Source organism: Burkholderia sp. JPY481 (genome assembly GCF_038900515.1).
Lineage (GTDB): Bacteria > Pseudomonadota > Gammaproteobacteria > Burkholderiales > Burkholderiaceae > Paraburkholderia > Paraburkholderia youngii.
Genome location: NZ_JAYMRT010000026.1, coordinates 1 through 25,001 on the forward strand (window position 1 = coordinate 1; position 25,001 = coordinate 25,001).

At 59.9% G+C, this 25,001-nt stretch carries 15 protein-coding genes and 4 pseudogenes; 12 read left to right on the forward strand and 7 right to left on the reverse strand.

Translation table 11 applies throughout. The features are described from left to right. The 9 genes and pseudogenes from tnpC to VSR82_RS34635 form a co-directional block, all read left to right on the forward strand. Window positions 1–915: IS66 family transposase (tnpC, locus tag VSR82_RS34595; RefSeq protein WP_498858490.1), on the forward strand; the 915-nt coding region annotated here is incomplete at its 5' end. Window positions 916–1,005: 90 nt separating this feature from the next. Beyond that, window positions 1,006–1,335: pseudogene (locus VSR82_RS34600) on the forward strand (integrase core domain-containing protein); the annotation flags it as partial. Window positions 1,336–2,564: 1,229 nt separating this feature from the next. Then, window positions 2,565–2,993 (forward strand): annotated as a pseudogene (locus VSR82_RS34605) (TniQ family protein); the annotation flags it as partial. A gap of 123 nt (window positions 2,994–3,116) precedes the next feature. Next, window positions 3,117–4,043, forward strand: coding sequence for a hypothetical protein (locus tag VSR82_RS34610; RefSeq protein WP_498858506.1), 927 nt, complete (start codon window positions 3,117–3,119; stop codon window positions 4,041–4,043). A 50-nt stretch (window positions 4,044–4,093) separates the two neighbouring features. Next, a complete protein-coding gene (locus VSR82_RS34615) occupies window positions 4,094–5,506 on the forward strand; it encodes an ATP-binding protein (protein ID WP_498858491.1) in 1,413 nt (470 codons plus the stop codon). Continuing rightward, complete coding sequence (locus tag VSR82_RS34620) at window positions 5,507–6,460, forward strand: PDDEXK family nuclease (protein ID WP_498858492.1); 954 nt, start codon at window positions 5,507–5,509, stop codon at window positions 6,458–6,460. Continuing rightward, complete coding sequence (locus VSR82_RS34625) at window positions 6,415–8,712, forward strand: TnsB C-terminal domain-containing protein (protein WP_498858493.1); 2,298 nt, start codon at window positions 6,415–6,417, stop codon at window positions 8,710–8,712. The genes VSR82_RS34620 and VSR82_RS34625 overlap by 46 nt, the downstream gene beginning before the upstream one ends. A gap of 49 nt (window positions 8,713–8,761) precedes the next feature. Continuing rightward, window positions 8,762–9,901, forward strand: a pseudogene (locus tag VSR82_RS34630) (MFS transporter); the annotation flags it as partial. 792 nt (window positions 9,902–10,693) lie between these two features. Next, window positions 10,694–13,102 (forward strand): heavy metal translocating P-type ATPase, encoded by a 2,409-nt coding sequence (locus tag VSR82_RS34635; protein ID WP_429457708.1) that lies wholly within the window; start codon window positions 10,694–10,696, stop codon window positions 13,100–13,102. A 234-nt stretch (window positions 13,103–13,336) separates the two neighbouring features. On the opposite strand, the gene VSR82_RS34640 is transcribed toward VSR82_RS34635, so the two are convergent. The 5 genes and pseudogenes from VSR82_RS34640 to VSR82_RS34660 all read right to left on the reverse strand — a co-directional run bounded on the left by VSR82_RS34640 (window position 13,337) and on the right by VSR82_RS34660 (window position 18,685). Next, window positions 13,337–13,708 carry a BON domain-containing protein gene (locus VSR82_RS34640; protein ID WP_368582474.1) on the reverse strand — a complete coding sequence of 124 codons (372 nt, stop codon included), beginning with the start codon at window positions 13,706–13,708 and terminating at the stop codon, window positions 13,337–13,339. 361 nt (window positions 13,709–14,069) lie between these two features. Continuing rightward, complete coding sequence (locus tag VSR82_RS34645; RefSeq protein WP_498858494.1) at window positions 14,070–16,439, reverse strand: DNA polymerase II; 2,370 nt, start codon at window positions 16,437–16,439, stop codon at window positions 14,070–14,072. Between the two features lie 153 nt (window positions 16,440–16,592). After that, window positions 16,593–17,603, reverse strand: coding sequence for a DUF2891 domain-containing protein (locus VSR82_RS34650; protein ID WP_368582476.1), 1,011 nt, complete (start codon window positions 17,601–17,603; stop codon window positions 16,593–16,595). A gap of 13 nt (window positions 17,604–17,616) precedes the next feature. Further along, window positions 17,617–17,751, reverse strand: a pseudogene (locus tag VSR82_RS34655) (DUF979 domain-containing protein); the annotation flags it as partial. Window positions 17,752–17,767: 16 nt separating this feature from the next. Then, the gene (locus tag VSR82_RS34660; RefSeq protein WP_410849427.1) at window positions 17,768–18,685 is read right to left on the reverse strand and encodes a LysR family transcriptional regulator; all 918 of its coding nucleotides are present in this window, start codon (window positions 18,683–18,685) and stop codon (window positions 17,768–17,770) included. A 104-nt stretch (window positions 18,686–18,789) separates the two neighbouring features. On the opposite strand from VSR82_RS34660, the gene mdlC reads away from it, so the two are divergent. From mdlC to VSR82_RS34675, 3 genes are read left to right on the forward strand one after another with little or no spacing between them, the layout of a single operon-like run. Beyond that, window positions 18,790–20,433: a benzoylformate decarboxylase gene (gene mdlC / locus VSR82_RS34665; RefSeq protein ID WP_429455763.1), complete on the forward strand. Its 1,644-nt coding sequence runs from the start codon at window positions 18,790–18,792 to the stop codon at window positions 20,431–20,433. Window positions 20,434–20,470: 37 nt separating this feature from the next. After that, complete coding sequence (locus tag VSR82_RS34670; protein WP_429455762.1) at window positions 20,471–21,922, forward strand: aldehyde dehydrogenase; 1,452 nt, start codon at window positions 20,471–20,473, stop codon at window positions 21,920–21,922. A gap of 57 nt (window positions 21,923–21,979) precedes the next feature. Then, entirely contained in the window at window positions 21,980–23,398 is a 1,419-nt protein-coding gene (locus tag VSR82_RS34675; RefSeq protein ID WP_429455761.1) for an MFS transporter, read from the forward strand. A 49-nt stretch (window positions 23,399–23,447) separates the two neighbouring features. Here VSR82_RS34675 and VSR82_RS34680 read toward each other — a convergent pair whose 3' ends face one another. After that, window positions 23,448–24,179, reverse strand: coding sequence for a DUF2278 family protein (locus VSR82_RS34680; RefSeq protein ID WP_429455760.1), 732 nt, complete (start codon window positions 24,177–24,179; stop codon window positions 23,448–23,450). Window positions 24,180–24,222: 43 nt separating this feature from the next. Continuing rightward, window positions 24,223–24,957 (reverse strand): alpha/beta fold hydrolase, encoded by a 735-nt coding sequence (locus VSR82_RS34685; RefSeq protein ID WP_429455759.1) that lies wholly within the window; start codon window positions 24,955–24,957, stop codon window positions 24,223–24,225. Between the last annotated feature and the right edge of the window lie 44 nt (window positions 24,958–25,001).

Below are 25,001 nucleotides of genomic sequence, written 5' to 3' on the forward strand. Positions count from 1 at the left end.
TGGGTCGGCCAGTGCGAGGCACTGTGCGCTCCGCTAACAGAGGCGCTGCGCCGCTATACGATGGCCGCGACCAAACTGCACGCGGATGACACGCCGATCCCGGTGCTCTCACCGGGCAACAGGAAGATCCGCACCGGCCGGCTATGGGTCTACGTGCGCGACGATCATCGCTCGGGCTCGACGCAACCGGCGTCGGTCTGGTTCGCGTACTCGCCGAACCGGCAAGGCATCCATCCTCAAACCCATCTCGCCAACTTCAAAGGGACCCTGCAAGCGGACGCTTACGCGGGATTCGACGAATTGTTCCGCGATGGCTCGATACGCGAGGCGGCATGCCATGCGCACGCGAGGAGAAAGTTCTACGACATCCATGTGCGCACGCCATCTGACACAACACAAAAGGCACTCGAATATGTTGGCGGGCTGTATGACGTCGAGGCCTCCATTCGCGGCAGGCCAGCCGCCGAGCGGTTGCGAATACGGCAGGAGGAAGCCAGACCACTGCTTCAGATCTACGAAGCGTGGCTCAGGGCAAAGCTTGAAACGCTGTCGTCGAAGTCCGATACGGCCAAGGCGATCAACTACACGCTGAACCAGTGGAGTGCACTGACGTTGTATTGCGAAGACGGTACGCTCGAGATCGACAACAACATCGCGGAAAACGCGCTGCGTTGTGTAAGCTTGGGCCGGAAAAATTTTTTATTCGCCGGCTCAGACAGCGGTGGTGAACGGGCAGCTGCGATGTACGCATTGATTGGCACTTGCGAACTGAATGACATCGATCCGCGTGCCTACCTCGACTATGTGCTAACCCATATCGCCGATCACAAAATCAATCGCATCGACGAGCTTCTGCCTTGGCGTGTGGCCGACAAGCTGCACACGCCAGCCAGCCCGCCGAATCCCGCTACCTGACCGGCGGTTCCAGTTCACCATCATGCCTCACGCGCATGCGAATGGACCAACGGCCCAGCTGAGCCGCTTACACAGCCGGCGCAGCAGGACGGGCTGATCCATCACAGCGACCGCGGCGTGCAATACGTATCGATCCGCTATACGGATCGGCTGGTCGAGGCTGGCATCGAGCCATCCGTGGGCAGCGTGGGCGACTCCTACGATAACGCGCTGGCTGAAACGATCAATGGCTTGTACAAGGCAGAGGTCATTCACCGCCTCGGGCCGTGGCGCAATCTGCAGGCCGTTGAAATGGCCACGCTCGAATGGGTGGACTGGTTCAACAATCGTCGGCTCTTCGGCCCCATCGGCAACATTCCACCTGCCGAGGCAGAAGCCGCTTACTATGCAAATCTCGCTGAGTCTGTCACTGTGGCATGACGCAAGCAAAACGGTCTCCGGAAAACCCGGGGCGCTTCATTCCCATATTGGCGCATCGAATGGGAGTATGTCGGCGTCGCTGCCTGTCCAATTCATGGGGTGTCGTTGACCCTAGGATGTGGCCGTTGCAGGGAAAGCCAGCCACTCTCCCGCGGCCTAGGGCTTCCTTCTACGGAATGCTTCTGCGGAAATCGTGCGAAGCCGTTATTGCGGGAGGGAAGTCGAGAACTGAACGCGCACATTCGTATAGCCACTCTCTTAGTTCAAGCCCAGAACTCAGGTCGCTTTTATTCGGACGAGTGCGACTTGGGAACCCTATTCCGTCAACGGGCACGCGACCTGGGGTTCAGCCGAGGTCCCCTGCTGGACCGGGTCTCGATGTTTGAGCATTTCCGGGAGCGATACGGAGACCTACTCCTGAGGAGTCTCGGTTTGATCGAGTCCGGTCGCAAGCCCACATTCGTGCACTCATTGTCGGCGGCCGGGAATCAGACGGGTCTGTTGCGCGTCGCATACCTCATCGACTTTTTATATGAAAGCTTTGAGAAGTTCGACGCAAGCGTCACTGCATTAGCATCGGCTGATGGCGAACCAGAACTTCACGGTAGACCCCCGAGGGGCCAAACGTTCTCGGGACAGAGACTGGCTCTTGCTACGGCCAGGGTTAAAAGCTATCTTCGCGCAAATCCAGAGACGACTCGCACCGAACTTCTCGCAAAATGTGGCTATGCGGCCTGTTACTTGATGCGGCATGACCGGGAAACATACGAGCTAACTGTGCCGTCGAGTCGGAGGCGAATCGGTTATCGCGCAAGTCGATCGCAACGGATGGCTCAACTAGACAATGCTTTGGTCAAGCATGTCGAGATGAGACGCGATTTGTTACGTTCAGGACCGGTGCACGAATGGCGCAAGTTGTCTGCATGGACATTGTTACTAGGTCACCCTTCAGCGCGCTCTTTCTATAGCTTGAAAGATGATTTGCCAAAATCAAGCGCGATGATTGCGTCTATCGTGACGGGTGCCATGTAAATCGCATGCGTAACCCATGTTGCAGCTCCTTTATAAGCCGCTCCACGTTCGCTCTAAGCCAAAAAATGGGCAAATGCGCTAACCGGATCATCTGAGAACAAGAAAATATCGCGTGCGATAATATTTTAATGTCTTTATTTAATAATCCAGAATTCTGAGGTGGAGACGTGAAAGAGCCTGCGGTAATTCTTCCACCTATGATGGAGGAGGAGTTAATCCGATCGTATATCATTCGGAGCGTTTTTCTCTCTGGTGCCACTTCCATTTCTCTGTTTTGGAAACGGTTCAGCGGACTTAATTCCTTTCCACAGGTTGCGTATCCGACCGGGCTCGATCGACTTGGGCAAGCACTAGGTATGAATAACGGGGGTATTTTATTTCGGAATAACACGGGCGTTCCTGCTTACCGTTTTTTTTCAAATCCACGATTGTATGCTGGGACGATTGATTTCATGCGTGGTTCCGGGAATAGGGGGAGAGTGGTCTCTTCAATTTTTAATAAAGATGGGAACCGCTATGCCCTGCGCTACTGTACGAAGTGCGCCATCAGCGATTTAGACACGCATGGAATCTCTTACTTTCGTAGATATCATTGCGTCCCCGGGGTGCTTGCATGTCCGATTCACAAATGCGCACTTACCTTGGGTTGTACCCGTTGCGCGACCTGCTACGACAAGTCGGACAAGCCATGGCTTCCGTCCGAAACTTGCAGGTGCGGGGCGTTGGCCGTGCCCTGTCTACCGGAGGGGTTGTTCATCGAACCGTTTGTTCGCGTGGCACAAACGATCCATAGATTTCTTCTGGCCGACGATACGGATATTGTTTCTAGGCAAGTGGTCGGTGTCACTTACCAACATGCGATAGACGCTTTAGGAATAAGCGATGCCACATGCCTTGGCGAGCAACTAATCAACCGATACGGCAAGGGTGCGCTGGACCTATTAAATGTTAGAGTCGACGGTTCTTCGATGACCCCAGTCGCACGATACAAGTCCCCCCCGATCGGATTGGCGAAAAACGCCTTGATAATAGATTTTCTCTTCGGCTCCTATGATCGTTTCGTTAAATCAACCAAAACAATCGAGTTGGATTTTTCGGATATTAAGCTCGCTGAATGTAAAGAAACAATAATGCAAGAATTTAGGGGGCAGCCGGGTATTGGGACCCGTCAAATATATCAGCGATTTCCGGAAGAGTGCGCTTTTGTTGTGCGCTTTGACAGCGCGTGGGTCAACGAGAATTTTTACCGACACGACCCCATGTGTCCCAGTCTTAAACGTAGAAGAGAGGTTGATGACAGGCTGGTTCGACACATGAAGGATCAGTTGGTTAAAATTTGCGAAAAAAATCGTAGGCCGATGAAGATAACAAGAACTTTACTGACGCACGGATTCAAATCTTTCCATCATATCGCAAGAGATATCCACTTATATCCCCAGTCGGCTGCCTTCATAGACAAAGTTGTCGAGTCATCGGAGCATTATGTCTGCAGGCTTGCGAAATATCTATGGTTAGCTCGTGAGACGGCCGCCCAGATCCATCAAGCCACCGGCTTGACATATGCCGAAGCCGCCTCCTTGGCGCGCGAACCAGTTCCGAAGAAGGGACAAGAGCCCGCATTCGTATTAAAGGCTATTCAAGCTAGACGGCTGAGGCTGCGAAAAGCACGTTCCTAAGTTCTTGACGACAGATTTCTCGCCGGGAACTCGGATTCATCTCATATGAAATGATCAAGAGACAGGTTATGCGACACGATATGAATGCGGGTCCTCAGGTATTGACCGCGCCGTGGATGCGAGATCGGTCGATAAACGGACTGATTGAAATGGCGCAGTACCGGACTGACGAGCGTAATCCGAAATTCAGAAATAACAAGCTCGTGACGTGCTTCCCCGGTCCTCTGACACACGTCGACGCGCAGGCTTTCTTAGCGGCGGAGCCGGAGAAGCGGCCACAGGACTTTTTCTCTCTTCCTGTGGAAATCAGAAAGGAGTATGCCGAAGAGGTTAAGGAGATCTTCGTGCCTGCTCCGCCACATATTAAGGCTATCCAACGAATCGTGGGACTCGTGAGGGATTCATACAGGTACCGCAATCCTGACGATCCCGACTTCATGAAATCGCTTTGGAAAATTGTGTTGGCAGGAGCTGCAATCGCACTCCCACCCAGCAGGGGCTCACTTGGCCCGGCGAGTGGTGCCGTTATGATCGGACCTACCGGCAGCGGCAAGTCATCCACCATAGCCCGTAGCTGTGCGTATATACGCTATCACGGGAGAATGCACAAGGAGTTTGCTGGCCGACCGTGCTTATGGCCATCCTTTCCAATCCTTCGAGTCAGCGCAGCCGGGAGAGCTTCGGAAAGGCAGCTCGCCGTCGCGATCGCGGCGGAGCTCGATTCGCTGAGCGAACCGCACTTTGAACATATCTTCAAAAAATCCGCAGATCACGTTTTGCAACTTTCAAAGATGTTGACCTCGAATCTTGTGGGAGTTGTTCTGATCGATGATGCCCAACTCTGGAGTCGTGTCGATCAACGATTGCGGGAGGGTATGCTCAACCTCATCGTAGGCACAATGGAGTCATCCGGGATTCCGTTTATCTGCGCCGGGACGATTCTTTTACAGGATGTTCTGCAAAGACATCGGTCACAGTCCGAGAAGTTGTTTGCGCAGGGAACGTTGGAGATTCCCCCTGTCAAAGCTGGACAAGAAATGCACGATATGTGCGCAAAGATGTGGCAACGACAGGTTACGCCTTTAAAGATGGAAATGCCATCATGGTTTCCAGTTGAGGTGACACGTTCAACTGCGGGTATCAGGCGCTACATAGCTGAACTGTGCGGGCCCTTGTTTGCACAGATAGCAGAAGACGGATTAAAGACGATTTCAGAGAAGTATGTACGCGATTTTGCGGGGCAGGAGCTGTCTGGGATCGCCCCCGGGGTTGAAATCATAAATCGTGCATATAGAGGGCAGACAGTTGACCGAGATCATCTCAAGAAATATGAGGAATATATCGATAGTGATGCATACCGACGTGCAGTGCTTGCGCGTTGCGCACGGATCAAGATGATCAACGAACGCCGTGCGAAGCGAGAGGTAGAGAAGCAGGTTAAAAAAAGGAACAACCGGAAGTAGATGAGCCAAAACGACCGGTATCAAATGAGTGCCTGCTTTGTGATTTTAATGAGTGGCAGTCGTTTGCCACTGAGCGCCTGCGAATTGGATCGGAAGGTGAACCACATGGCCTGCGAACTTAGATTTCCATCAAGTAATCTTGAGGCAGATCCGCTTGGCATACCGTATGGGCCTGAGTATGTGCCGGTGGTCCGTGCGGGAGTTGACTCGTCCTATACGACGGACCATCTTTTTACGAGTAGAAAGAATGGTCGAACCTGCGACTGTCTGGGTATGGGCGAGAGAGGAATGGCTTGGCTTCTTGAGATCTCACCGTTTGTTCTGGCTTACCGCTGTCAATATCCGCTTCTTTTGCGAGACGGCAGAGAGATGCTGGACGAGTTTGTTTGCGGGATACGTTCCCGGCCACCAGAATTGCGTCGCCGAGATTTAATGAGTTTGGACATCGTTGTTACCAGCATGAGCAAGCACGACCGGCTCGCCTACACGGTTCTCTCGCATAAAACCAAACAAGATCTCGGGAAGCCAAAGGTGAAGCGCAGACTTGCCCGCGAACGAATCGAGGCGGATATCGCCGGTTACAGACATATTGTCTTTTCTCGCAGCCGTTTGCTTGACGAATGTGGAAAATCCGCGAGGCAAATCAGCCTGTGGGGCGGTAAGCTTGACTTCAACTCTGCATCGACGGTATCCCGGGATATCGCAGAGATATTCTACCGAGAGTACAACTACCGCCCCCTTGATACTTTTATGCGCAAGGTCGCTAAGCGACTCGAGATCAGCATCGATCAAGCGTACCAATACTTTTCCGCTGCGGTGAATCTCGGATTCATCTACGTCGACCTGTCGTATCCGGTGCGAACTGAATATCCAGTTTGTTTGATTCAACCCAACGAAGCGGTGCCACCATGGATTTCGTATTGTGGGAAGGTCAGCTGCTCCTCGGCAGTCTGAAGGATATCCGAGGAAAGAACTACTTTCGTACGGTGTGGGTTGACGAGAAGAATGATACGGTATTCATACGGCGCGTCTATCCTCACGTACCGGCCAATAGCTCGCGGGCGAAGAAATATTCAATCAAGGAAATTGAGGCTCGCGTAAGGTCAGGGAAATTATCCGAGCAACCTGAATGCATCCGACCCGCCAGCATGAGTGAGCGGAAGGATGATCTGGACGATGAACTTGCAGCCCGCGCAACGCAATCATATAGGCAGCGGCTTCTCGGGTCCTTGATTGAACCGGAAGGTCGACGCAGATTTTATAGCAATATCCACGAGCGGTCGAGGATGCTTGGCGCACAGGCTAAGAAAAAGGGCGTTTCGGTTCAACGCCTTCTGAAGCTGATTACTACCTACGAAAACTTCGGATGTGACCTGGTCGCATTACGGCCTTTTCCTTTGGCAGAGAACCGAAAGAGAGGGCCAGTGTTGCGAAAAAGAGGGGCGAAAAACGTCTACGAGAAGAACAATGCCGCGAGCCCCATGAAGGGATACCCCGTCACGAGATGGGCATTGCGCCATATTCAATGGGCAGTCTGGCATCTGATCATTCTGTTGGGATTTACGTATGATGATGCGCGCAGAGTTATGCATCGGCGATTCTGGCATCAGGACAATGGCGCTAGATCGGAGGGATCGCGAACGCGTCATCCCGTCAAAATGTCGAAGATGGTAACGGCAGCGCAGTTTGCCGCATATGCGCGACGCTACAAGAAAAGACCAGAGAAGCTTAGGCGCCTCGTTGGCGCGAGAGAGTGGCGAGACCGATATGCGGCTGGTCGTGGAACGGCAGCTGACCTTGCGTTGGGTCCTGGGGATATCCTGGTTATTGATGGAACGGTCGCGAAGTTCGAAATCGTTTCATCTATCTCACGGCGCCCGATCGGCCGTGTGACTCTCATGGTGGTTGCGGACGACTATTTGGGAACGATTCTAGCGATCTACATAACGACAAATCCAGAAAGTGCATACACTTACAGGTCCGTTTTGTTCAGGGCGTGCACGTCACAGCGCCGCCTCATGAGGCGGTTGGGGTTGCCGGAAGAGTTCTTTGACTTTGATGTGAGGCCAAACGATATTTTGGTTGACCGTGGACCCGCAAACTCGATGAAATTCCGCGGACCACTAGTTTCGCCGGACGGTGCTGACATCGGCTTAATGATTGCACCGATCGCATGTGGCCGCGCGAAGGGGCCTATAGAAGGCCTGATGAATGTACTCACTCGACGACTGAGAAACCTTCCAGGCGCATTTACCCGGGAAAGGAAAGAACTCGCAAAAGATGGTCGAAGACACTCAAAGCTAGTTGCACGGGTGACACGCATTGAGTTGCTCCGCTATGCGTACGAGGCTGCGAAGGAGTACAACGAGCAGTTGATTTTTAAGCGTCACACCCCTGCAACTCGCCGATTGAATGGATCCAAAGACAATCCTTCGCGTGAAGTACTATTCAAAGAAGGAATGTCGCGCAGAAGGGGCGGCGAGAACCGTCGATTTGCGGAAGGTGATGCGTATACTGCGCTACTTCCACGGCTTCGGCCGCGTAGGATGTCGAAAGAAGGCGTCAGATATCAAGACGCATATTTTACGAGCGACCGGTATCAACGGGCATACGAAATGGAAATTTCGAAGTGTCTGGGAGACCCACGGAAGCTTCCAATCATCACACCGCTGCAGGATCCCGATGATCCGACCATCCTTTTCTGGAAGCGAGGTCCGGGTGACATTGTTCGTCTCGAATGTTCTCCGACGGATGCGCAGCGATGGTACGGGTTGCTCCTGGAGGACGTCGAGTCTGATCTACGAACACAGGACCTGAAAACGAAGATACAGAAGGCGAGGGAAAAGACATTCACAACGCCACTGCCGAGCCACATTATAGACTCCTTCATTCAATCCCGACGAACGGTGCGGAACCGGGTGCGTTCGGAAGAACAAGCTATCGCGCGAGCAGCCGAAAAGGAACTCGAGAGATATGAAGCAACCGAAGAAGCGCGACTTCGTGCCGACCATGTCGAAGCTAGAAATTGGGATGGACAGGAGGAGCAGCAAGATCGAAATATCGAACGTGCCGGACGCCAGCAGAGTAGTGAAGAACATAGTTCAGAGAATGTTGCGGTGGAGCAACAAGTTCGCGCGGCTCGAGAGCGGCTCAACCGGGAACTCCGAGAGGGGATGGAGAAGATTATTGGTCGGCCAAAGGCCTGACGGCCGTGTCACCCGGTTCGTTAATCCGCTTCGTCGTTGAGCCCACATCGGGGGGTTACAATCTAAGTTTGAGTGTGGGGTGGTTTTTGTCCGAATACGGCTATGGACACGCCCCTCAAGCGGTCGGGGTATATGGTGCGCTGCAGCAGACCGCGGAGTCGGTGGTTTTTTAACAGTCTTAATTGTACGGGGACACGCAGGTGTCGGCATCGGCGTCGAGCTGGTGACGATCGGCACTTACATCTCCGAGTTGGTGCCCAAGCAGATTCGTGGCCGCGCGTTCGCGTGCGAGCAGGCGGTCGGTTTCACGGCGGTGCCGGTGGTCGCGTTTCTGTCGTTTCTGCTGGTGCCGCGAACGCCGTTCGGTCTGGACGGCTGGCGTTGGGTCGTGCTGATCGGCGCGCACGGCGCGCTATTCGTCTGGTGGATTCGCCGCGCGCTGCCGGAAAGCCCGCGTTGGCTCGCGCAGCAAGGACGTCTCGCCGAAGCCGACCGTGTGATGACCGCGCTCGAGGCGAAGGTACGCCACGAATACGGCCGCGAGTTGCCACCGCCGGCGCCGCCGGTGGCGGTCGCACCGCGCGGCAGCTTCCGCGACATGTGGGTGCCGCCGTATCGCAGCCGCACGCTGATGATGACGATCTTCAATGTCTTCCAGACGGTCGGTTTCTATGGCTTCGCGAATTGGGTGCCGACGCTGCTGATCAAGCAGGGCATCACGATCACGACGAGCCTGATGTATTCGAGCGTGATCGCGTTGGCTGCGCCGATCGGTCCGATCATCGGGCTGTTTATCGGCGATCGCTTCGAGCGCAAGACGGTGATCGTCGTGATGGCCGGCGTCAATATCGTGTGCGGGTTGTGGTTCAGTCAGGCATCGGGTGCGGTGCTGCTGGTGAGCTTGGGGGTGTGCCTGACACTGGCCGGCAACATCATTTCGTATAGTTATCACGCGTACCAGACCGAACTGTTTCCGACCAGCATCCGCGCTCGCGCGGTCGGCTTCGTCTACTCGTGGAGCCGCTTTTCAGCGATTTTCACGGCCTTTCTGATTGCGGCCGTGTTGCGCTACTTCGGCACGACTGGCGTGTTCGTGTTCATCGCCGGTGCGATGTTCATCGTGATGCTGGCGATCGGTTTGATGGGGCCGCGTACAAAAGGGCTTGAGCTGGAAAAAATCTCGAGATAGAAGGGCGATGGTATTTGTACATCATCGACCCGGAGGTCGGTTAAGAATGGAGGCGAGCCGACAGACAGTTGATTAGCACGATCCGGCCGGCACTCTGAAAAAATCAGCCGACATGGTATGTAGTGAAACGGAAGTACCAGACCTTTCACTTTGGAAGATCTATAAAAAGAACGTGTAGAAGCAATCGGAGTTCCATGAGCGAATCCGGCTCTTTTCCGCTCCGATAAATCTCCCATCCCAATACGTCTATTGCCTGCGGGTAGCGGTCTGCCAGAACGATGTCGCACGCTTGTCTAAAGGAGACCGCGACGCAGGTAAAACAGTGAGGAGATGGAAGACCATGAAGAACAACAGCAATGCTGAGAAGTCGATCGCGTTGGTGGTAGGCAGCCTCGTTTGAGTATCGTCCGCATTGGCCCGGACGCTTCCGAAAAGCGGCGTCGTCGAAGCGACCTACACGGCGGCAGGTTCAGATGTGAGGGACATCAGCGTTACCGGCGACGACGCTGTCTACCTGTTCGAATCGACACTATTGCTAGCTAACAATCCTGTTTCGCCGTAATGCAGAACGTCATCGCGCGCTGTGCAGAGGTCGGCTTGAGCGGGGCGACTGCTACCGGTTACTGCGTATACGCGGACAAGGACGGCGATAAGTTCATTGAGTCATTTACATATCAGGTTGGCGAGACAAAAGGAAAGAGTACGCTTGGGTCCGGTACTGGGAAATATTCTCACCTCCTTGCTGACGGCTGGAATGAGCGGCGGTGCGACGAAAGAAGTGGAGGATTGAAAATGAGCGACCAGGGTAGTAAGGACGCGGACTCCCACCAATGTTCCCATGATCACCACACGAATCCGGACGCTTCTGCGCCTGAAGGCCATGCCGGGCACGAGCACGATAATGTCCATGCGACTCCCACCACGGCCGCGCCATTGAAGGATCCGGTGTGCGGCATGACGATTACAGGAGCATCGCAATTCCATAGCGAACACGATGGAGTCGAGTACTTCTTTTGCAGTGAGTCGTGCCGGAGGAAGTTTCAGGCTGAGCCTCAGAAGTACGTTGCGCCCGCACCCGTGAAAGTGGCAGCCGCCCCAGAAGGCACCATTTACACGTGCCCGATGCACCCCGAAATTCGCCAGGACCACCCGGGCAATTGCCCAAAATGCGGCATGGCTCTGGAGCCCGTCATTCCAGGGTTGGACGAGCAAGAGAATCCTGAGCTCGTTGACTTCCGCCATCGCTTCTGGTGGACGCTGCCACTGACGGCTGTGGTGTTCTTTTTGGCCATGTTTGGGCATCTCTTCGGCTGGATGAAAGCGTCTACCCAGAGTTGGGTGGAATGGGTTCTCTCCACTCCCGTTGTCCTCTGGGCTGGCCTGCCGTTCTTTCAGCGCTGCGTGCAGTCATTCATTAATCGCAGCCCCAACATGTGGACGTTGATTGGGCTGGGCACTGGCGCTGCCTATCTCTACAGCGTCATCGCGACGGTTGCGCCTGATGTCTTTCCGGCAACCTTCACGGCCCACGGGCGAATAGGGGTGTACTTCGAAGCTGCGGCGGTCATCATCTCGTTGACGCTGGTCGGACAGCTACTGGAATTGAGAGCGCGCTCGCAGACTTCGGCTGCTATCAAATCGCTGCTCGGCCTTGCACCGAAGACCGCCCGGCGTATCAACCAGGACGGCAGCGAGGAAGATGTGCCACTCGTCCACGTACATGTTGGCGACCTGCTTCGAGTCCGGCCTGGCGAAAAGGTGCCGGTCGACGGCCTTGTGACCGAAGGTTCGAGCGCGCTGGATGAGTCGATGATTACCGGCGAGCCGATTCCAGTGATCAGGCGTGTTGGCGACCACGTGATCGGCGCCACGATGAACACCTCGGGGAGCCTCGTCATCAAATCGGAGAAAGTCGGCTCTCAAACGGTTTTGTCCCAAATCGTTCAGATGGTCGCTCAGGCACAACGCTCCAGGGCACCGATGCAGAGGATGGCCGACAAGGTAGCGGGAGTCTTTGTTCTGGCGGTGATTGGTATTTCACTACTCACCTTCTTCGTCTGGGGCTTCTTCGGCCCTCAGCCGAGCTGGGTGTATGGTCTTGTCAACGCGGTGGCCGTCCTCATCATTGCTTGTCCGTGCGCTCTTGGCCTTGCAACCCCAATGTCCATCATGGTGGCGAGTGGCAAAGGTGCATCGAACGGTGTGCTGTTTCGTGATGCTGCGGCGATCGAGCATCTGCGCAAAGTCGATACGCTAATCGTTGACAAGACTGGCACCCTGACAGAGGGGCGACCGACGTTCGAGCGCGGTATCGGGACAAACGGTCTCGCGGAAGACGAAGTGCTCCGGTTGGCGGCAAGCCTGGACCAAGGCAGCGAGCATCCTCTCGCGGCGACTATCGTCGAGGCGGCTCGTCGGCGAGGTCTTGCACTCGAGAAGGCGGAGCAGTTCGAGTCTGGAAGCGGCATTGGGGTGCGAGGCATTGTTGGAGGCAGGCAACTCGCACTCGGCAACACGGCATTAATGCAAGCGGAGGGGATTGCGACGGCCGCTCTGGCCAGCGATGGTGACGCGTTACGCGCCGAGGGCGCCAGCGTAATGTATCTGGCCGTTGACGGAGAGCTCGCAGGGATTCTCGCGTTATCGGATCCAGTGAAGGCGACTACGCCGGAAGCCGTTGCCAGGCTCAAGGAAGAAGGCATCCACGTCGTGATGGCTACAGGCGACGGCGTTGCGACGGCGAAGGCCGTGGCCGCCAAACTGGGCATCAAGGAATTCCATGGGGAGGTAAAGCCGGCCGATAAGCTGGCTTTGGTGTCGAAACTCCAACAGGACGGCAAGGTCGTCGCAATGGCCGGCGACGGAATCAATGATGCGCCGGCACTCGCCAAGGCCGATGTGGGCATTGCGATGGGAACAGGTACGGATGTCGCGATGAGCAGCGCTCAGGTTACTCTGGTGAAGGGCGATTTGCGCGGCATTGCCCGCGCCAGGAGATTGTCCGAGGCAACCATCCGGAACATGAAGCAAAACCTCGGCTTCGCGTTCGTCTACAACGCGTTGGGCGTTCCCCTGGCCGCGGGGGTGCTGTACGCCCCCACGGGCATGCTGCTGTCGCCCATGGTTGCCGCACTAGCGATGAGCCTCAGCTCCGCATCGGTGGTCGCGAACGCATTGCGCCTCCGGAAGGTGGAGATTTGATGCTTCATCCGCCTAAGACAAAGCTTGTTGCGCCGCAACACCGTAAAGTCCGGACGGCGATGCCGCCGATTGTTGACAGGGCTAAAGACGAAAGGGCTGGAACTCGAGCAAATATTGACATGGCGACGCCCGGCTTTTGAGCCGGGCCGCCGCCATGTGCCGCGTTGGCTTATACGATCGATGGAATGCGCAGTCAGACCGTCGGTCTACTGCAAGGTGCGGTCCAGGGCCGCTTCAGGTCCCGACCGGACGGATCGACAGCGCGTTCTTGACCGAAGTTACGCCGGGTACCCCTTTTGCCACCTCGGTTGCCCGATCGCTCTGTGCCTGAAGCGGTACGCTGCCCTGAAGCGTCACAGCACCGTCGCGGGCGCGAACCGTAATATTGGACGTCGAGATGCTCCTATCTCTCACCAGCGCATTTCGAACCTGACGTTGCAGCGCCCGGTTCGCTGCTTTCATCGACTTGTAATGCGAGCGGGCTTCGGGCGTCGTGGTCGGGGCAGACTCAGGCGCGTTAGCGTTGCTCGCCTGCGCAAAGGCGTGAATCGAACCCGAAATCAGAAGGGCGGTACTGACCAGTCTGACGGCGTGGATTGCTTTCATGCATCTTCTCCTGTCGTTGCAGATCGTTGGGCTACAGACTCAGATATATCGCACCGCGGCCCCGCAATGTTTCCGGGGCGGATCAAATGGCACTATAGGACAATAAAGGGTTAGGTCAAGAAACAATGCAAATCCGGCCAATTGCGCGGACAAGCGACGATTTAGAATACTTCAAATTATGCTGGCGCTCTAATTCCGCTGATAGGATTGCAAATCAAAACCAGGGATTAGTTTTTTTCCGCCTTTAATCATGGATTGCCAATGCCTGATTGACATATTTGGCCATCGACGATGCTGAGACGCCGTCCATGGTGAAGTAGGCAATTCGTCCATGGTCGCAGCCCCGTGCTCGCGGCCGCGATCAGAACAACTGTTGCTGCCCCGACATCAGCGTCGTGAAATCGTCGCGCAGCAACGGCAGAATCGCGTCGGCGACCGGCTGTAATTGCCGTGTCACATAGTGCTCGTAGTCGATCGCCGAGCGCAGCGTTTCGAGCGGCTCGGGGCCGGCCACCGTAATCACGTAGCTGATCCAGCCGCCGTTCTGATATTGCAGCGGACGTCCCTGCTGGCGATTGAACTCATCGGCGACGCGTGCCGCGCGCACATGCGGCGGCACGTTGCGCTCGTAGGCGTCGATCGGTCTGCGCAGCTGCTTGCGATAAACGAGCTGATCGTCGAGCCGGCCCGCGAGCGTATCGAGCACGTAGTCGCGCACGTAATCCTGATACGGCTGCTGCTTGAAGATGCGCCGATACAGTTCCTGCTGAAACTGCTGCGCAAGCGGCGTCCAATCGGTGCGCACGGTTTCGAGACCTTTGTAGACCACGTCCTCGCGCCCGTCAGGCAATACCGTAAGGCCTGCGTAGCGTTTCTTGCTGCCTTCCTCGGCACCGCGCACCGTCGGCATGAAAAAGCGCCGGTAGTGCCGCTCGAATTGCAGTTCCAACGCACTGTCGATACCGAAGCGCGCCTGCAGCTTCTGCCGCCACGCTGCATTGATATGTTCGACCAGCGCGCGGCCGATGCGCGCGGCCTCTTCCTCGTCGTGCGCGTGCCTGAGCCAGACGAAGGTCGAGTCGGTGTCGCCGTAGATCACTTCGTAGCCTTGCGCCTCGATTAGCTCGCGCGTCGTGTGCATGATCTCGTGGCCGCGCATCGTGATCGACGACGCCAGCCGCGGATCGAAGAAGCGGCAGCCGGTCGAGCCGAGCACGCCATAGAACGCGTTCATGATGATCTTCAGCGCCTGCGACAGCGGCTTGTTGTGCTCGCGCTTGGCAGCTTCGCGTGCCTGCCAGACCTGCGCGACGATCGACGGCAAGCAGTGACGGGTGCGTGAGAAGCGCGCGCCGAGAAAGCCCGGCACCGCGTGCGCGTCGTCGGGATGCAGCATGCCTTCGACGAGGCCGAGCGGGTCGATCAGAAACGTGCGAATGATCGACGGGTACAGGCTCTTGTAGTCGAGCACGAGCACCGAATCGTAGAGGCCGGGCCGCGAATCCATCACGAAGCCGCCGGGGCTTGCCGCGCCGGCCACGTCGCCGAGATTCGGCGCGACATAGCCTTGCCGATGCATGCGCGGCATGTACAGATGCGTGAATGCCGCGACCGAGCCGCCGCTGCGATCGGCGGGCAGGCCGGTCACGGTCGCGCGTTCGAGCAGGAACGGCAGCAGCTCGGTCTTCGCGAAGATGCGCGTGACGAGCTCGCAGTCCTTCAGGTTGTAGCGCGCGAGCGCGGGCTTGTCTTCGTCGAAGCGGCGTTGGATTTCGTCCATGCGCTGATACGGATTGTCGATCGCCTTGCCTTCGCCCAGCACCGAACGCGACACGTATTCGAGGCTGAACGACGGAAAGCTCCACGTCGCCGAACGCAATGCCTCGATGCCGTCGATGACCCAACGGCCCGCCACGCCCGCGAAAAAGTGATTGCGCGTGACACCGTGTTCGCGCCACTCCATCACCGCGCCGCCGCGGCCGATGCGCAGCGGCACGCGATACTGCTCGGCATGCTGTTGCAGCACCTTCAGATCGAACTGCACCAGGTTCCAGCCGATGATCGCATCGGGATCGTGCCGCTCCATCCACTCGATCAGTTTTTCGAGCAGTTGCGCGCGCGTTTCGCAGTATTCGAGCTTGAAGTCGAGCGCGTCGGCAGCGTTGCCGTTCGGCGGCCCGAGCATATACACCTGCCGCTCGCCGCAGCCTTCGAGCGCGATCGAATAAAGCTCGGCATGCGCGCTCGTTTCGATGTCGAGCGATACGAGCTTCAACGGCGGACGATATCCGTTGGCCGGTTTGAGCTCGCCATCGAGCCAGGGGCCATGGTTCTGCGGCACGCCGCTGAACCACACCGGCGCGGTGATGAAGCGCTCCATCATGTAGCGCTCGGGGGGCTGGATATCGGCTTCGTAGACATCGACGCCGCCTTCTCGGAGGCGCTTCTCGAAGCCCTTCAATTGCCGGTATTGCGCACAGTAAAGCCCGCTGACCGACCGATGCTGGAAGTCGTGCAATTCGAGCGGACGCAGATCGAGCGGCGCGTCGCGGCGCAGGATCGTTTCGGCGCGTTCGCGATGTTCGGCCGGAATGAAGGCAACCGACGGCTGGGGGCGCAGACGGATGTGGCGCGGCCCGCTGTCCGTCGCCAGCCAGAACTCGATTTCCGTGCCGGCGGGCGTGTCCCGCCAATGCCGGGTCAAAATGAAACCCTGCTCGAACTCAGTCAAACTTCCACCTTTTAAGCGGCGCAATTGCCTTGCGCGATTTTACCGCCGCGGGCAGTGACTTTGAGCGGGCAAAGAAAAGGGCGCTTCGCATTGAAGCGCCCCAACCAGCACGGCTTTGTTTGTTCGAAGCCGGTTCAGTTCGCTCCCGGTCGCTCAGGCTTCGAGCGCCAGCGTCGCAAACGTGGCGAGCCAGTGCTCGCCCATGTAGTCGCCGGCCACATGCGGCAGCGCGCAGCGCAGATGACGTTCGGCCGCGTCGAACAGCACGGTGCGACGCACGTCGCCGGCGGGCAGTGCACGCGCGAGCGCACGCTGGCACCACGCGCGGCTCAGATTGAGGCCGTCCAGATGCGCAATCTTGCCGTCGCTGCGATCGGTAACGGTGACGGGCTCGAACAGCGTCGCCGGCTTCTTCGCGCCGAGATCCGGCAGGAAGCGTCCGAACCAGTCGGCGAACTGCGCGGACGGCAACACGCGCCGCATCAGCTCCGCTTCCATCAGCGACGGCGACAGGAACTCGTCGCCGGCCGGCTCCCACGCCTGACAAGCGACGTCGTCCAGATACCAGCGCTCCGCGGTGCTGACGATCAGCGCTTCGAGCGATTCGCGCGAGGTATGCCGCGCGAAATCGAGTGTCAGTGCGAGTGCGAACGCCATGTTGAAGTGCGTGCCGACGCGCAGCGGATAGGTCGCTTTAGGCAGGAACTCCTCGAAACGTTCGACGAAGGTCTCGGTGAGCGGCGCGAACGTCTTCGACCAGCGCGCGGCTTCGGAGATTTTCATCGACTGCAGCTGCGCGCTGAGCGCGAGCAGCCACGCCCAGCCATACGGCCGCTCGAAGCCGCGGTTGTGCGGCAGGTCCAGATACGCGAGTTCGCCGGCGACCTTCGCCTCGGTGAAATGCTCGTCGACCACCGCGACGATGCGCGCGGCCTCGGGCAGATCCGGGAAGCGTTCGAGCAGATGCAGGATCAACCAGTAGCCGTGCACACACGAATGCCAGTCGTAGCTACCGTAGAAGATCGGATGCAAGGCGCGCGGCCCCAGCACGTCTTGCGGTCCTGCGAGCGAGTGCGTGAGCTTGTTCGGGTATTCGCGCGTGAGATGAGCGAGCGCGACATTGGCGAATTTCGACGCGAATTCGCGGGTGAGCTGGGTGGTCATCGACGGCTCCTCGGAAGCGGGATACGAACAGGTACAACAGTATGGTGTTGGCGATCAGCAATAGTAAAGCGGTCGGCTATTGCGCCTCGATCACGCCGATCGCACCGAGTATCGCCGGGTTGCCGTTGAACTGATGCACGATCGGCGGCGCGTGCCCGAAGCGCTCAGCCCGTGTTGATTCCCTCCGACGTCAACTGCCGCAACTGCTCCAGCAGCTTGACCGCCGGACTCGGCAGGATGCCCTGGCGCCGCCGGAACGCGGTCAACGTGCGCCGCCCGACCACACCCGGCACGCCGAGCGTATCGAACACGCCGGCTTTGCTTTCGGTCACGTACATCGTCGACGCCATCCAGCTCAGAAAGCCCGAACGCGCGACCAGGCTCTTCAGCGCCGTGACCGAGCGCGTTTCGACGACGACGTTCGGCAGACCCAGCCCGCGCTCGGCAAACACGCTCTGCATGTGCTCGAACGGCCCGGTGCCGCGCGGCGGAATCGCCCAGCGCTCGCCCAGCGTGTCGGCGAGCGTGAGGTCGGGCTTGCCGCGCAGCGGATGATCGAGCGCGGCGACCACGTAGCTCGCATCTTCCCAGCGGCAATCGGCGATCGCGGTGATCTCGTCGGTGTCGGGCACGGCCATGCTGAGCGCGAGATCGATCTGACGTTTGACGAGCGCATCGGCGAGCCGGTCCCACACCCCCTCGATGATCTCAACGCGCAGGTTCGGCCACTTCGTCAACACGCCGCTGACCGCGAGCGGCAACAACAGGCTCGCGATGCTGCCCACCGCGCCGACGCGGATCGTGCCGCGTGCGAGGCCGCGCATCGCGTCGATTTCCTCGCGCGCCTGTTCGGCTTCGCGTTGCAACAGGATCGCGTGCGGCAGCAGTGCTTCGCCGACCGCGGTCAGATGCATGCCGCGCGAGTGCCGCTCGAACAGTGGCGCGCCGACCTGTTCCTCGAGACGGCGGATGGTCCGGCTCAGCGCCGGCTGTGTGATGTGCAGCGCTTCGGCGGCGCGTCCGAGGCTGCCGCTCTCGACGATCACCGCGAACGCCTGCAGTTGTTGAAGGTTGTAAGTCATGCCGAAAGGTAATGCCTTTTAGCGAATTAGGCAATTTTCGGTTACCCCAGTGGCCGTGATAATGGCCTGTCGATTTTTCGCGCTCATCACACAGGAGACCTCGCATGACAGGCAGCGCGCCGCAGCACAAGCCAGCACACACAATAGAGCAGGGCAGCCAATGGACCGTACGCGACGCGGTCATCGACTTCGCGCGCCGCGTCGGCATGACGTCGATCTTCGCGAACCCCGGCTCGACCGAGCTGCCGATGTTCCGCGATTTCCCCGCTGATTTCCGCTATGTGCTCGGTCTTCAGGAAGCTGTCGTGGTCGGCATGGCCGACGGCTACGCGCAGGCCACCGGCAACGCGGCGCTCGTGAACCTGCATTCGGCGGCGGGCGTCGGCAACGCGATGGGCAATATCTTCACCGCGTTTCGCAACCGCACGCCGCTCGTCGTCACCGCGGGTCAGCAGGCCCGCTCGATCCTGCCGTTCGATCCGTTCCTCGCCGCGACCCAGGCGACCGAATTGCCGAAGCCCTACGTGAAATGGAGCATAGAGCCGGCCCGCGAGCAGGACGTGCCGCTCGCGATCGCGCGCGCGTACGCGATCGCGATGCAGGAGCCGCGCGGCCCGGTGTTCGTATCGATCCCCGCCGACGACTGGGATCAGCCGGCCGAGCGGGTGGCCGATCGCGAGGTCGCGCACATCATGCGTCCCGATCCGGCGATGCTTGAGCGCATCGGCGCGGTGCTCGATGCGTGCGAGCGGCCCGCATTCGTGGTCGGCGGCGCGGTCGATCGCGCGGGTGCGGCGGCGGAAGTCGTCCGGCTCGCGGAGCGGCATGCCGCGCGCGTCTACGTCGCACCGATGACCGGGCGTTGCAGCTTCCCCGAAACGCATCGGCTGTTCGCGGGCTTTTTGCCGGCGATGCGCGAGCGCATCGTCGAGATGCTCGGCGCGCACGACGCGATCTTCGTGATCGGCGCGCCCGCCTTCACGTATCACGTCGAAGGCAGCGGTCCGCATGTGCCGCCGGGCTCGCGGCTGTGCCAGTTGATCGACGATCCGGGCGTCGCGGCGTGGACGCCGCAAGGCATCGCCGCGGTCGGCAACATGCGGCTCGGTGTGCAGGACCTGCTTGCGCGCGCCGCGCCCAGAGCGCGCGAGTTGCCCGCGCCGCGCGCCGTGGCGCCGCGTGCGCTGCCGCCGGCGCCAGGCGCGCGGATGTCGGTCGCATTCGCGTTGCAAACACTCGCCGAAGTGCGCGATCCCGATGGCATCGTCGTCGAGGAAGCGCCGAGCTCGCGCCCCGTCATGCAGACCTATCTGCCGATCGCGCGCCCCGGCACTTTCATGACGATGGACAGCGGCGGCCTCGGCTACGGCATGCCTGCGGCGGTCGGCGTCGCGCTCGCGCGGCCGGGCGAGCGCGTGATCGCGCTGATCGGCGACGGTTCGAGCATGTACTCGATCCAGGCGATCTGGAGCGCGGCGCAGATGCAGTTGCCGATCACGTACGTGATCCTGAACAACACGCGCTACGCGGCGCTGCAGGATTTCGCGCCGGTGTTCGGCTTCGCGCCGAACGAGACCGTGCAGGGCACGGATCTGCCGGGGCTCGACTTCGTGACGATCGCGGCGGGCATGGGATGCCCTGGCGTGCGCGTCAGCGAGGCGGCTGAGCTTGCTGGCGTGTTGCGTCGCGCTTTGACCGACGCTGACGGGAAAAGCGGTCCCACGCTCGTCGAGGCGATCGTCGCGTAACGGCATTTCCGATTCACGAAACGAAGAGAGTCCTACGATGAAAAACGTATCGATGCTGGTCGGCGGCGAGCAGTTACAGGCGCGCAACGGCGCGACCTTCGAGCGCCGCAATCCGCTCGACGGCGAAGTCGCGTCGCGCGCGCCGGCCGCAACCGTCGAAGATGCCGTCGCCGCCGTCGATGCGGCCGCTGCCGCCTTTCCGGTGTGGTCCGCGCTCGGGCCGAGCGAGCGCCGCGCGCTGCTGACGAAGGCCGCGCACGCGCTCGAAGCGAAGGCCGACGCGTTCGCCGCCGCAATGGCCGCCGAGACCGGCGCATCGGGCATCTGGGCCGGCTTCAACGTGCATCTCGCGGCGGCCGGGCTGATCGAAGCGGCTGCGCTGACTACGCAGATCGCGGGCGAACTGATTCCGTCCGACGTCCCGGGCAGTCTCGCGATGGGCGTGCGCCAGCCCGCGGGCGTCGTGCTCGGCATCGCGCCGTGGAACGCGCCGGTGATTCTGGCGGTGCGCGCGATCGCGCTGCCGCTCGCATGCGGCAACACGGTCGTGCTGAAGGGCTCGGAGATCTGCCCGGCGACGCACGGCCTGATCATCGAGGCGATGCAGCAGGCGGGTCTGCCGCGCGGCACCGTGAACTTCGTGACCAATGCGCCCGCCGACGCCGCACGCATCGTCGACGCGATGATCGAACACCCGGCCGTGCGGCGCGTGAACTTCACGGGCTCGACGCGAGTGGGCCGCCTGATCGCCGAAACCTGCGCGCGCAATCTGAAGCCCTCGGTGCTCGAACTCGGCGGCAAGGCGCCGCTCGTCGTGCTCGACGACGCCGATATCGGCGCTGCCGTCGATGCGGCCGTGTTCGGCGCGTTCGCCAATTCCGGGCAAATCTGCATGTCGACCGAGCGGATCATCGTCGACGACAGCATCGCCGATGCGTTCGTCGAACGGCTCGCCGCGCGTGCGCGCGCGTTGCCGCTCGGCGATCCGCGCGAGAGGCCGGTCGTGCTCGGCTCGGTGGTCGACATGAGCACCGTCGAGCGCTGCAATGCGCTGATCGACGACGCGCTCGCCAAAGGCGCGACGCTCGTGTGCGGCGGCAAGAGCGAAACCACGTTGATGCCCGCGACGCTGCTCGATCGCGTGACGCCGGACATGCGCATCTATCACGACGAATCGTTCGGCCCGGTCAAGCCGATCGTGCGCGTGCGCGGCGAAGAAGCCGCGATAGCGTGCGCGAACGACAACGAGTACGGCCTGTCGGCGGCGGTGTTCAGCCGTGACACGGCGCGCGCGCTGAACGTCGCGAAGCGCATCGAGTCGGGCATTTGTCACGTGAACGGTCCGACCGTGCACGACGAAGCGCAGATGCCGTTCGGCGGCGTGAAGGCGAGTGGCTTCGGCCGCTTCGGCGGCAAGGCGGGGATCATGGAGTTCACCGATCTGCGCTGGGTCACGCTGCAAACGACGCCGCGTCACTATCCGTTCTAACTGCCGACACCAAAAATCGAACAACGCGCGCGCAGCGCAAACAACGGAGACATGTCGATGAATTACGTTCCTCCCGCTTCGGCCGCGCCCTCGGCCTCGACCGCGCGCGACGATGCGGCGCTCGCCGGCATTGCGCGCGGCGGCAACACGGTCGATATCGGTCATGCGCTCGACGACGACCCCTATACGTTGCTGCAGAAAATCGCGGTGGTGCTCGCGGCGCTGTCGATCGTCGTCGATGGTTTCGACAGCCAGCTGATCGGCTTTGCGATTCCGATGCTGATCAAGGAGTGGGGCATCACGCGCAATGCGTTTGCGCCGGTGGTCGCGGCGGGGCTGATCGGCATGGGGATCGGCTCCGCGTTCGCGGGACTGTTCGCCGATCGCTTCGGACGCCGCTGGGCCGTGATCGGCAGCGTGTTCGTGTTCGGTCTCGCGACCTGCGCGATCAGTCTGGCGCCGAATGTCGCGGCGATTGCGGCGCTGCGCTTTATCGCGGGGCTCGGTATCGGCGGCGCGCTGCCGACGTCGACGACGCTGACCGCCGAGTTCACGCCCGCGCGTTTTCGTACCTTCGCGGTCACGGCGACCATTCTGTGCGTGCCGCTCGGTGGCATGGTCGCGGGACTGTTCGCCGGGCAGGTGCTGCCGGTTTATGGCTGGCGCGGTCTGTTCGTCGCGGGCGGGGTGTTGCCGCTCGTGCTCGGCATCGTGCTCGTCGCCGCGCTGCCGGAATCGCCGCGCTTTATGGCGCGCCGTCCGCATCGCTGGCCAGAACTCGCGAAGCTGCTGCGGCGCATGGCGCGCGACGTGTCGGCCGATGCGAGCTTTACCGACGTGCGCGAACAAAGCGCCGAGAAACACGTCGGCTTCACCGCGCTGTTTCGCGACGGCCGTTCGCGCGACACCGTCGCGATCTGGGGCGCGTTCCTCATGTGCCTGCTCGCGGTATACGCGGCATTCAGCTGGCTGCCGTCGATGCTGACGAGCGAGGGTTTGAGCGTGTCGCTCGCGGGCTATGGCCTGAGCGCGTACAACCTCGGCGGCGTAATCGGCGCGGTGCTGTGCGCGCTGGCGATCGGGCGCTACGGCTCGCGCTGGCCGCTGCTGCTGTGCTGCGCGGGCGGCGTCGCGAGCGCATGGATGCTGCTCGGCGTCAGCGCGACGCGGCATACGGCGTTGATGATCGTCGGTCTCGGCTTGCACGGGCTGTTCGTCAATGCGGTGCAATCGACGATGTACGCGCTGTGCGCCTACGTTTATCCGACCGGCGTGCGAGCAACGGGCACCGCGTCGGCACTCGCGGTCGGCCGCGTCGGCGCGATTCTGAGCGCGTTCGCGGGCGCCGCGGTGATCACGGCCGGCGGCGCATCGGGCTATCTGCTGATGCTCGGTATCGCGATGGTCGTCGTGCTGATCGCGCTGGCGGTAGTGCAGCGGCATATTCCGCGGCGAAGCGCCGCGACCGCGCGCTGATCGATGCGGCGGGGGCCGTCGCGATGCCCCGGCTTACGTAGCGACGCTATCAACCTCGTTGGATATAAACGGGCAATGCCACCGCATTCGCGGCCGGATCGCCGGCTGCATCGGTCGGCAAATATTGCGTCTGGAACGCGGTAAACATCGCGGCAAATCCATCGGCGCGCTGCACGATCACTGCGCCGTCCTGGAACGCGCCGTTTTCGTTGTAGTGCGGCCCTCGCGGATTGCCCTGATTCATGTGGGTTTCGTGAAGACCGTCCTTCTTCGGCAGAAACAGAAAGCCGAACCCATAGACGACGATGCCTGCGGTCGTCGGTGTCCAGAAATCGCGGTTATGCAACTGACCGCTGCCGTTGTCGTAAGGCAGGCTTTGCGACGGCTTGCTTTCGTCGATGGTCAGGATTTCGTCGACGATGTCGTTGACGTCGGCGCGATTGCCGTTCTGATCTTCGTAGGGGACTGGCCGCATGCGGTGAATGTCGAGCAGGCTGCTGTCCTGGAAGTAATCGAGCCGCGGAAAGCCGCTGGTGTAGAGGCCGAGGTTCAGGGCCTGCAGTTTCGCGGTGAGCGGATCGGCGAAGTTCAGATCGGCATAGAAGTACACGTCGTCGTTACCGCTTGCGCCCGGTTGCGTCGACGCCGAATTGACGACGATATTGAATGGCGTGTTGTCGTTGCCGGTAACCGTAATCACATAGTGCGGACTGCCCACGTACGAATCTTTGAAAGGCGCCGCGCGCAGCAGTTTTCCCTTGAACATGCAGTATTCGTTCATGACTGAATGACCTTGTCGAAGTTGACGAACGGAAAGCGAAAGATCAACGAGCGGCTTCGAACCCGGTTGCCCACCGAGCCCATTCGACCAGCACTTCTGTCACATCGTCGGGCCGCTCCATCGTGCACATGTGACCGCTTCGTTCGATCACGCGAAGCTTCGAGCCGCGAATCTGCGCGTGCATCTCCTCGTGACGCGCCAACGGACTCCATTTGTCATCGCGGCCGCACACGATCATCGTTGGGCACGCGATGTCGCGAAGCAGAGCGGTCGCATCGGGACGATCCAGCAACGCGCGGATCTGCGCCGCGAATTTATCTGGCGTGCTTCGCTCGATCATGTCGAGCACCGCCTCGTAGACGGGCTCATCGTGGCGATCGGCGTTGACCATGCCGGGCGCCCACTCGTTGCCCATCGCGCGCATGCCTTTCGTGCGCGCGAGTTCGAGCAGCCTCAGCCGCTGCGCGCGCTCGCTTTCGCCGGCCTCGCCGGCGGGCCGCGGCGTGCAGCCGGTGTCGAGCAACGCGAGCCCGGCGACGCGTTGCGGTGCGCGCCGGAACACTTCGAGCGCGACCCGTCCTCCCATCGAATGACCCGCGACCAGCAGGCGGTCTCCCGAAACCGACTCGAGCACGTGTTCGGCCATCGCGCCGAGCGAGTCGCGCATGCCGTAGTCGGGCACGAAGCAGTCGCCGATCGCGCCAAGCGCGCCGCGCTGATCGGCCCACACTGCGTCATCGCAGAGCAGTCCAGGGAGCAAAACGATGTGGTGGGTCATGGGTGGGTCCTGTGATGCGTTGAACGGATAAAAGAAATGACACG

Excerpts from the sequence above, each read along its gene's own strand:
- VSR82_RS34640 (WP_368582474.1), bottom strand. The coding sequence starts at position 13,708 with ATGAAAGCAATCCACGCCGTCAGACTGGTCAGTACCGCCCTTCTGATT.
- VSR82_RS34615 (WP_498858491.1), top strand. The coding sequence starts at position 4,094 with ATGATCAAGAGACAGGTTATGCGACACGATATGAATGCGGGTCCTCAG.
- VSR82_RS34650 (WP_368582476.1), bottom strand. The coding sequence starts at position 17,603 with ATGACCACCCAGCTCACCCGCGAATTCGCGTCGAAATTCGCCAATGTC.
- VSR82_RS34660 (WP_410849427.1), bottom strand. The coding sequence starts at position 18,685 with ATGACTTACAACCTTCAACAACTGCAGGCGTTCGCGGTGATCGTCGAG.
- mdlC (WP_429455763.1), top strand. The coding sequence starts at position 18,790 with ATGACAGGCAGCGCGCCGCAGCACAAGCCAGCACACACAATAGAGCAG.
- VSR82_RS34635 (WP_429457708.1), top strand. The coding sequence starts at position 10,694 with ATGAGCGACCAGGGTAGTAAGGACGCGGACTCCCACCAATGTTCCCAT.
- VSR82_RS34675 (WP_429455761.1), top strand. The coding sequence starts at position 21,980 with ATGAATTACGTTCCTCCCGCTTCGGCCGCGCCCTCGGCCTCGACCGCG.
- VSR82_RS34680 (WP_429455760.1), bottom strand. The coding sequence starts at position 24,179 with ATGAACGAATACTGCATGTTCAAGGGAAAACTGCTGCGCGCGGCGCCT.
- VSR82_RS34685 (WP_429455759.1), bottom strand. The coding sequence starts at position 24,957 with ATGACCCACCACATCGTTTTGCTCCCTGGACTGCTCTGCGATGACGCA.
- VSR82_RS34625 (WP_498858493.1), top strand. The coding sequence starts at position 6,415 with ATGGATTTCGTATTGTGGGAAGGTCAGCTGCTCCTCGGCAGTCTGAAG.
- VSR82_RS34670 (WP_429455762.1), top strand. The coding sequence starts at position 20,471 with ATGAAAAACGTATCGATGCTGGTCGGCGGCGAGCAGTTACAGGCGCGC.
- VSR82_RS34620 (WP_498858492.1), top strand. The coding sequence starts at position 5,507 with ATGAGCCAAAACGACCGGTATCAAATGAGTGCCTGCTTTGTGATTTTA.